Below are 8370 nucleotides of genomic sequence, written 5' to 3'. Positions count from 1 at the left end.
AAGTAGCCGGTATCGATGATTTGTAGTTTCATGGTTTCTGCATTCTTTCTTTGGGGGAGTAAAGGTATGGTTTTTATCATACTCAATAGTATAATAAATGTAAAAATGACTGGTTTAAACGTTGGTTTAGACTAGTCATTTTGATGGATGGGATAGTGCATTTGACACAATTTTAATATTGGATGTAATGTATTGATTATAAGTCTTATTACTAATAGAATCGAAAAATGATTTAAATGAATGTTGCTTAATTTAAATTAATGGTTAACTTCGCGGACGACTAGTCTAAACGAACGTTTTAGCTAGTCATTTTTATTAGGGACTGCGCTCAGAGATAGCAGAAAGTAGGTTTTTGGTGTTTGAATATTGTTAATCTCAATTAATTATAACCATTTAATAATAAAGATGGAAAAATGTAGTAAGAAGAGCAAGCAATTGTGTTTAAGCTTGTTCAAACCAAGTGTTATGATGCTTACCACGGGATTCCTATGTATGGCCTCCTTTCAAGGATTGGCGGCTGTGGAACCCTCGCACAACTACGGACCGAATGTTGAATCGGTCATGCAAAATGGTAAGACTGTTACGGTTAAGGTTTCAGATTCAATGGGTGAGTTGATCGGCGCGAACGTGTTGGTCAAGGGAACTACTATCGGTAACGTAACCGACATGAACGGCTCGGTTACGTTGCAAGATGTGCCCGCAAACGCTGTTTTGGAAATCTCTTATATCGGTTACACGACCAAGGAAGTCCCGGTTGGCAGTCAAAGTGTTATAAATGTTACGTTGTCGGAAGATTCCCAGGCTCTTGAAGAGGTCGTGGTCGTAGGTTACGGTACGATGGAGAAGAAGCAAGTGACCAGCTCCGTTACCTCATTGTCTGCCGGCGATATGATGAAGGGTGTGGGTGGTGCCGATATCACCAGCTCTTTGCAAGGTAAGATCAGCGGTTTGATCTTGCAAAATAATGGTAGTGCCAATGGTACGACCACGATCCAGTTGCGTGGTTTGACCTCTATCAACTCTGGTAAGGCTCCATTGATCGTTGTCGATGGTTTCCCGGGAGGTGATATTCGTGCCTTGAACCAAGACGATATCAAATCTATCGATGTGCTGAAAGATGCTTCCGCTGGTGCGATCTATGGTACACGTGCTGCTTCGGGTGTGATCTTGATCACAACGAAGAGTGGTTCTAACACGAATGGTAAAGTAAAATTGAATTATAGTACTGAGCTTTCGAAGAAACAAAACTATGGCCGTCCAGATATGATGACCGCCGATGAGTATCGTAATCGTACGGACGTGAATATCATTGATTACGGGCAGAACGCTGATTGGTGGGACGCTCTTTTGCAGAAGGATAACTTCTCGCAAAAACATCACCTCTCTTTGGAGCTAGGTACCGAGAACGCACAAGTGTACACCTCTTTCTTCTATGAGACCAACGAAGGCATCACGATTAAGGATAACCGTAAGGACTATGGTGGACGCTTGAATGCAAACTTTAAGCTGTTCGATGGTTGGTTAGAGATCCGTCCGATCGTGGATTATCGTCAGACTGCTCGTACTTCCGATGGATCGGATGAGGATAAGAAGGCAAACTTCAAGCAGGCGTTGTATAATAACCCGACTCGTTCCCCATTTGACCCGGAAAGCCCGAGCGGATATAACGTATGGACCGGAGAAACTTTGGACTACAATATCGTAGCGGATCGTATGCTTTCCGACTACGAGGGCTTGGATAAATGGTTTAAGCCTGAGGTGACGATGAAATTGAACATCAAGCCGATTGAAGGTTTGAGCTATTCTCAGACATTGGGTTACGAGAACCGTCAGTGGGAGTTGCACCAGTTCCGTTCTCGCTATCACCGAGAGGAGGTGACAAACAACCGCGGTGGTTGGGCGAAATTGGAATTCTCGAAGACCGAACATCTTACTTCTGAGGGTTACTTCACTTACCTGAAAGAATTTAAGGGAGGTCATAGCTTAAATGCCGTTGCCGGTTACTCTTATTTCGAGAAGAATGGAGAGAATTTCAATGCGGAGAACTATGATTTCGGTGTAGAAGGCCTGAAATATTGGGACTTGGAATCCGGATCTTATTTGACCGACGGTAAGGCAAAGATGGGATCTAAAAAAGATATTACGGAACGTTTGTTCGCTCTTTATGCCCGTGCCAATTATTCATATAATGATAAATATATGGTAACGGCTACGATCCGCCATGAGGGTTCCTCGAAGTTTGCCGCAGAGAACCGTTGGGGTAATTTCTGGGCGTTGTCTGGAGGTTGGCGTGTATCTGGTGAGGAATTCATGAAAGAGTTTGATTGGGTAAATGACTTGAAGATCCGTTTCGGTTATGGTGTGACCGGTAATAACGACTTCGATGCTTCCTATATGGCTAATACGTTAAGTCGCGACCAATATTGGATGCTTCCGAGTGGTAGCTGGGCGTTTGTTTATGGACCGAGCTCTAACGTGAACCCTTATTTGGGATGGGAAGAGAAGAAAGAGTGGAATATCGGTGTGGATTACTCATTCTTTGGCAACCGTATGTATGGTAAGTTCGATTACTATCGTCGTAAGATCGATGGCATGATCTACGAGGTGAATGTTCCACAGCCACCGTATCCAAATGGCAAACAATGGCAGAACATTGGCGAGATGGAGAGTAAAGGATGGGAGTTCGAGGTTGGTGGTGACATCATCCAGAATAAGGACTTCACTTGGACTTCCAGCTTGAATATGAGCCATAACTCAGGTAAGATCCTTACGATGTATGGTAACAATTCACGTATGGATGGTAACGCTATGGATGAACCGGGATGGCCGGGCGATGCCTCTCGTATTGAAGAGGGGGCAGAGATCGGTGCGTTCCATATGTGGAAATTCGCTGGATTCGACGATAAAGGAGACTTCCTTTTGTACAATAAGGATGGTGAGGTTATACCTGCTTCCCAAAAGAGTGTAGACGACAAACAATATATCGGTAATTATCTACCTAAGGTGATGATGGGATGGAACAATACCTTTACCTATAAGAATTTTGACTTGGGTATTAATATGCGTAGTTGGATAGGTTTCGATGTCTTGAATACTTATCCGATGTACTTGGGTATCCAGGGACAGAGTGGTGCCGGCCAGTGGAATCTTTGGAAACCGGCGCTTGACGATCCGAAGTATAAGGACATTCGCGGCGTGAAGCAGCTTTGTGACTACTTCTTGGAGGATGGCTCGTTCTTGAAAATTGATGCGATTACGTTAGGTTATACATTGGCGTTGAGTAAGTATACAAAATGGGCAGAGCGCCTGCGTGTATATGGAACTGTCGGCAATGTAGCGACTATTACAGGATATAGCGGACATAATCCGGAAGTGAATATTACCGGTTGGGAAGGCGGTGTCGATAAGGTTTGGAACTGTGATCCGATAGTTCGCACCTATACGTTAGGTATTCAAGTAACATTCTAAAAAGGTAAGAAGAAAATGAAAATTAGCAAGATAACAAATTGGTTGGTAGCCGGAGCTGCTTGCTTGCTGCTGGGTACCTCTTGTGACGTGGATCCTACGTTCTATTCGCAGGTTGTTCCCGACACGTATTATACGAATGCAGACGCGGTTTGGTCGCGTTTTAATCGTCCTTTTACGCATTGGCGTTGGTGGGTAGCTCATAACGACGCTCGTGTGCGCTTGATGGAAGTGGGAACTGATGCTATGTGTGTGCCTACTCGTGGTAATGACTGGTTTGATGGCGCCGTTTATCAGAACATGCATCATCATCATTTTATGGATGATATGAGCCCGATGAAGGATGGATGGGACTTGACGACGATGGGTGTGGCTCAGTCGTGGAGTGCCTTGGAGGATTTGGAGAATATTGATTTCGTATCGGTGGGTTTGACTGAGGAGGATCGTGTATCAATGATTAATCAGTTGAACGTATTGGCTGCCTCTTTTTATTTGGATGGTTTGGACATGTTTGGTGGTATGCCTCTTTACACATCTACGAAGGAGGATGTGAAGGCTCGTGCTACAGATGTGGAGACTTTCCATTTTATCGACTCCTTGTTGGATGTATCTATGCCGAATCTTCCGTTGAAGGAGACCTTGGGAGCACCCGAGACGAACGTTATCCATCGTGCTGTGGCTGCGGCTTTGAAGGTTCGTTTGTATTTCAACGCTGAATCGTATATCAATAAACCGATGTATGAGGAGGCCGCTAAGATTTGTCAGGATATTATCGATGGAAAGTATGGTCAGTATAAATTGGCCAACCATTTCACCGAGATCTTTGGTTGGGGTAATGAGACTTGCCCGGAGATTATCTGGACAGTACCTTCCGAGAATGCCAAAGGTGAGACGGATGGTGGTTTGACTGCCTTCACTCTTCCCTATAATTTCAAGGATTTCTTAGGGGGCTTGCAGGATGCTAGTGGTAATAATGGGCTTTGCCTATGCCCTAGTCGCGATCCGGAGGGTAACTTGTATAAGTTTAACGTAGGTAATCCATACGAGACATTCAACGACAAGGATATCCGTAAGCAGCAGTATGTATATGAGGGTGGTCGCAAATACCGTGGTATGTTTATCGTTGGTGAGTTGCAAAACCCGGATTTCCCCGAGTATAAATGTCTGGGTGCCCGCGAGTATGCCGGCAAGGTCTTGAATGTCGTAGACCAGATCGCTCATATCAGCCAGGTGGGCAATACGGTAGCCAGTCTTAAGGATCTGACTTCTACGATTGCCGATGCAGAGGAGAACTCAGGCGTGCGTGTTCTTAAATTTAGTCCTCTGCCTAATCAAGATGAGTTCAAGGAACGTTTCAACCCAGATTGTCCTGTAATTCGTCTGACAGAGATCTATTATACTTTGGCGGAATGTAAGATGCGTTTGGGCGATAAGAATGGTGCGGCCGATATCATCAACTCCATCCGTAAGCGTAACTTCGAGGGTGGAAACGACCCGGATCCTGTTACCGCTGCCAATTTGGATAAATACCGTATGCTGAAGGAATGGATGCAAGAGTTCTTGCGCGAGGCCCGTCGTCGTACGGACTTGATCCGTTGGGACGCATATGTGACAGAGGATTGGTGGGATCATAAGGCTACGAACGATGAGAAATACAATCGTTATCCATTGCATCAATTGTCATTGGGTGCGAACCCGTTGTTGGAACAGAACCCGGGATATTAATAAGTTAGACTTAATATAAAAAAGGAGGTATGTTGCAGAGGCATACCTCCTTTTTCTGATATGGCGTGGAAAACGCAGTAGTACTTACTTGACTGGAGAATATATACTTCATCGGGCAAATAAGTATATATTCGTAGACGAAGTAAGTACTACTGCGTTTTCCGGCATATAATTTTGATTGATTTATAACGTGATGAAACAACAATTAATTAGCTTGTTTTTTTGCGGTGTATTATTATTGCAAGGGTGTACCGAAAAGAAAAATGAGGCACAACTAGAGAAGACTCTATCTGTCTATCAAGTAGATTTGAAGTCGGAATCACCCAAAGAAAGTATTGATAGATTTCTGGCCGGTATGGAGATCCGGTTGTTACCTTTGGAGTCGGGAGACAGTATCCTGTTTAAAGGCTCCGCCTCTACCATCCATTTGGCAGATGATGATATATTCCTTTTAGATGCTTCTCAGCGTGTGATTTTCCGTTTCGGCAGGGATGGTAAGTTCAAGAACAAGATCTTTCGGAACGGGCAAGGCCCGGAGGAATATAACGTGCTATTCAATATGGCTTTGTTTGACAATAAGGTTTATGCTTTGGATAATACGAAGATCCAGCTGTATGACTATGAGGGTAATTATCTCAAAACTGTTCCCCTGAAAAATGATGGTCGTCAGGTAGCTGTCGCTAAAGATGGCACGATAGCTGTCGCTTCCAATTATATCCAGCCTTATCAGCTAACCCTATATCGTCCGGATGGTACGATCTCCGAATATTTACCTAGCGATAAGAACTTATTGAAACAGCAAATCTCTCAGTCCACCTATCATTCGTTGAAGAGATATGGCGATCGGATCTTGTTGACAAATTATTTTGATCCATCCATCTATCAGCTGGAAGATACCGTGTCTGCCTTCGCCACGCTTGACTTCAAAGGCATGAATATCCCCTCCAATATGTTTAGTGGTACGGATGAGGAGATCGCCAACCGGTTCCGTGAATACCGCGAGGGAGATAAGGCCATTCTCTCATTCGATCGCTTGACCGTTACGGACGACTGGGTTGTGTTTGCGCCTTCTTTGATCTGGGATCCATGTGTGGTTTATTATAACCGTAAGTCGGATACTTATCTTCTGAATAAGAACTGGGGGCAACCTTACGATTTGTTCTTCGGAGGCTACAGGGCACCGGACGGATATGATGAGAAGAGCCGGGAGTTTTACCAACTGGTCAATGCCGTAGAGCTGAAAGAGGTCGTAGGGGAAATCGCCAAAGCGGCCCCGAATTATCAAGATACCTATCCGTTTTTGAAGGGTGTGGATGTATCCCAAATAGATGATAATACGAATGATTGGATTGTATTCTTTAAGTTACGGTCTTAGAGGATATATAACTTGTATGGGAGAATATGACCGATCTCTGTATTATCTTCAACGATGTGATCTGCTATTAGTTCTTATTCAAAATGGGAGGAATTGCGTTTGATCAAGCGTTTTTTCCTGCCAGTCAAGCGTATTGTCAAGGAAAGTTTTTGAGATCATATGTTCTTATCTTGTTCCGATAAAAAGGAATGTCTATCTTTGTTCATGGTAAGTATATCTAAACGATCATCGTTATGAGTCAGACAATTTATCCTATCGGCATACAGAACTTCGAGAAGATCCGTAAAGACGGTTATCTCTATATTGATAAGACAGCTTTGATTTATCAGTTGGTTAAGACCGGAAGTTACTATTTCTTGAGTCGTCCGCGGCGTTTCGGCAAGAGTCTCTTGCTATCTACGTTGGAGGCCTATTTCCAAGGAAAGAGGGAGCTGTTCGAGGGGTTGGCGATGGAACGGTTGGAGAAAGACTGGGAGGTATATCCGGTCTTGCATCTGGATCTGAATACTCGTTATTATAAAGACACTGCCGCGCTGACTAGTATCTTGAATGAATTCTTGGAGAAATGGGAGGCTCTGTATGGAACGGAGAAACAGGGACGTGCCTTGGAGGAGCGTTTTAGCTATGTGATAGAACAGGCTTACCGCCAGACCGGGCATCGCGTGGTGATATTGATTGACGAGTATGACAAGCCCTTATTGCAGAACCTGCACGATGAGGATATGCAGGATCAGTTGCGGAACATGTTGAAGCCTTTTTACGGCGTGTTGAAGACGATGGATGGAGCCATCCGTTTCGCCTTGCTGACTGGGGTGACGAAGTTTGGAAAGGTAAGCGTGTTTAGCGATTTGAATAACCTCATGGACATATCGATGGACGATCGTTACGTGGAGATATGTGGCATCACGGAGAAAGAGATACATACTTGTCTGGAAGATGAGGTGAGGGAACTGGCCGGAGCGCAAGATATGACCTACGAGGAGACCTGCCTGAGACTCAAAGAATGCTATGATGGATACCATTTCGTGGAGAATTCCATCGGTATGTATAATCCTTTCAGCCTGCTGAATACGTTCGCTCGCCGGAAATTCGGCGATTATTGGTTCGAGACCGGTAGGCCCTCTTACCTTGTTGAATTACTCAAGCATACCCATTACGACCTTTATGAGATGGCGAACACGGAGACCGATGTGGATGTGTTGAACAGTATTGACTCTGCCTCGATAAATCCCGTCCCCGTGATCTACCAGAGTGGCTACTTGACGATCAAGGATTACGATCCTGAATTTGGTATCTACCGGCTAGGTTTCCCGAACCGGGAAGTGGAAGAGGGTTTCGTGAAATATCTCCTTCCATTTTACACGAGTGTTAGTGCGCCCAAGACCCCTTTCGAGATCGGGCAATTCGTACGAGAGATACGCTCCGGTGATTACGATGCGTTCTTCCGCCGCTTGCAAAGCTTCTTCGCTGATACACCCTATGAGGTGATCGCCGGTCAGAAGCCGGAGCGTGATACGGAGTTGCATTACCGGAACGTGCTTTTTATCGTATTTAAGTTGGTTGGACTTTATACGCAGGTGGAATATCATACCTCACAAGGGCGTATTGATCTCGTTTTAAAGACCGATCGCTATATCTACGTGATGGAATTCAAGCTGAACGGCACCGCCGAGGAGGCGTTGCGCCAGATTGAGGAGAGACAGTATGCGCTTCCCTTTGCGAGTGATCCGCGGCAAGTTTTTAAGATCGGCGTGAACTTCTCCTCTGTGACCCGTAACATCGAGCGATGGTTGGTGGAATAATAA

At 44.8% G+C, this 8370-nt stretch carries 4 protein-coding genes; all 4 read left to right on the top strand.

What is annotated here, in order from left to right; translation table 11 throughout:
* Positions 1–405 precede the first annotated feature (405 nt).
* On the top strand, positions 406–3468 hold the full coding sequence (locus tag NBH07_RS17845; protein WP_005861306.1) for a SusC/RagA family TonB-linked outer membrane protein: 3063 nt from the start codon (positions 406–408) through the stop codon (positions 3466–3468).
* A gap of 15 nt (positions 3469–3483) precedes the next feature.
* Positions 3484–5190 (top strand): RagB/SusD family nutrient uptake outer membrane protein, encoded by a 1707-nt coding sequence (locus NBH07_RS17840; RefSeq protein ID WP_005861308.1) that lies wholly within the window; start codon positions 3484–3486, stop codon positions 5188–5190.
* Between the two features lie 193 nt (positions 5191–5383).
* On the top strand, positions 5384–6565 hold the full coding sequence (locus tag NBH07_RS17835) for a DUF4934 domain-containing protein (protein ID WP_005861310.1): 1182 nt from the start codon (positions 5384–5386) through the stop codon (positions 6563–6565).
* Between the two features lie 233 nt (positions 6566–6798).
* Entirely contained in the window at positions 6799–8367 is a 1569-nt protein-coding gene (locus tag NBH07_RS17830; RefSeq protein WP_005861312.1) for a PD-(D/E)XK nuclease domain-containing ATP-binding protein, read from the top strand.
* Positions 8368–8370: the final 3 nt, after the last annotated feature.

The sequence above is a fragment of the Parabacteroides sp. B2-S-102 genome, from assembly GCF_023656665.1.
Classification (GTDB): Bacteria; Bacteroidota; Bacteroidia; order Bacteroidales; family Tannerellaceae; genus Parabacteroides; species Parabacteroides distasonis.
This window is presented reverse-complemented; position numbering and strand designations above follow the sequence as displayed.